The organism is Nocardia sputi (assembly GCF_023501985.1).
Map to the genome: position 1 here is coordinate 1 of NZ_JAMFLC010000067.1, position 1,734 is coordinate 1,734.

Consider the following 1,734-nt stretch of genomic DNA (forward strand, 5'->3'; position numbering starts at 1 on the left):
GGATCTGGCACAGATTTCGTGATTGACCCCGTTCGGGATGCGAAGGGGCGGTTGATAGTTCATCATGTCGCGGGTGTTCTGATCTTGGACCGACGAGGGTCCTGTTCCCGCATCTGGACGGGTTGCGGATCGAGATGGTCCGCGCGGCGGGTTCAACGGTGCGGATCGATGCCGCTACCGGTGAGGATCCGGTCAGGTGTCCCGGCTGCGGGACGCTGTCCGGCCGGGTCCACAGCCGTTACCAGCGGCGGTTGTCCGACACCTCGATCACCGGCCGCGAAGTCGTGATCGGGTTGCGGGTTCGCAGGCTGTTCTGCGGCAACTCCGACTGTGGCAAGACAACTTTCGTCGAGCAGGTGCCGCAGCTCGCGGCCAGGCACGCCCGCCGCACGCTGATCCTGCAGCGTGCGTTGTGCGCGGTCGGGTTGGCGCTGGGCGGCCGCGCTGGTGCGCGTTTGACCCGGCAGCTGGCCGCCACCGTGAGCCGGATGACGTTGCTGCGCCAGATCCGGGCACTACCCGATCCTCGGCATCCGATCCCACGGGTGCTGGGTGTCGACGATTTCGCCCTGCGGCGCGGGCACAACTACGGAACGATCCTGATCGACATGCAGACCCGCCGCCCGATCGAGGTGCTCGACGACCGGACCGCCGACACCCTCGCAGCCTGGCTGCAAGCCCACCCGGGCGTCGAGATCGTCTGCCGTGACCGCGCCGGCGCCTACGCCGAGGGTGCTGCGGTGGGAGCACCGGATGCGGTGCAGGTCGCCGATCGATGGCACATCTGGCGCAACCTCGGCGAGGCGGTGGAACGCACCGTGGCACGCCATCGCGCCAGCCTAGCTGCCGCGATCACCGATTCCGAACCGCGAGACCGGCCCGCCCTCACCGAGGTCGCCGCCGAAATACACCGGGGGCCACTCGCGCCCCACCAACGGCAGGATCGCACCGCGGTGCGCACCCGTCAGCGCTGGAGCGAGGTCCACGCGCTGCTGGCCCAGGGCGAGACTATTCGCGCGATCAGCCGCCAGCTGGGACTCGCGCGCGGCACCGCACGCCGCTTCGCTCGCGCTGAATCGGCTGATGAGCTGCTGGTCAACAACCGCACCGGATACCGCGTCAGCGTGCTCGACGCATACAAAACCGACCTTCATCGGCGGTGGAACGAGGGCTGCACCAATGCCAGCCAGCTGTTCGAAGAGATCAAGTCCTGTGGTTACCAGGGCAGCGAGAAGATGGTGCGCACCTACCTGCAACCCTTCCGCACCCTCGCGCATATCCCAGCCCCGCCACGCAAACCACCGGCAGTCCGCAAGGTCGTCAGCTGGATCATGACCAACCCCGACACCATCGCTGCCGAGCACCGGGACGGCCTCGAATCGATCCTGGCCGTGAGCCCGGAACTGGCCGCGCTGACCGGGCATGTCCGCGCGTTCGCCGAGATCATGGGCGAGCGGCGCGGCCGAGATCTCGAACGGTGGATGGCCGCCGTCGACGCCGACGACCAACTGGCGCTGCACTCCTTCGTTCGGGGCCTGCGCCGCGATCAGGACGCGGTCGTCGCAGGCTTGACCATGTCCTGGAACAGCGGAGCGGTTGAAGGACACGTCAACCGCATCAAGATGCTCAAACGGCAGATGTTCGGCCGCGCGAAGACCGACTTGCTGCGCAAGCGGATCCTGTTGAGCGAGTGAGTAACCCGGCACACGAGATCACCAAATTTGTGCCAGATCC

Annotated in this window: 1 protein-coding gene; it reads left to right on the top strand. The window is 67.1% G+C overall.

From position 1 onward, the window contains the following. The first annotated feature begins 134 nt into the window (after positions 1-134). Complete coding sequence (locus M8859_RS36630) at positions 135-1,694, top strand: ISL3 family transposase (protein ID WP_283780412.1); 1,560 nt, start codon at positions 135-137, stop codon at positions 1,692-1,694. The last annotated feature ends 40 nt before the right edge of the window (positions 1,695-1,734 follow it).

Excerpts from the sequence above, each read along its gene's own strand:
- M8859_RS36630 (WP_283780412.1), top strand. The coding sequence starts at position 135 with ATGGTCCGCGCGGCGGGTTCAACGGTGCGGATCGATGCCGCTACCGGT.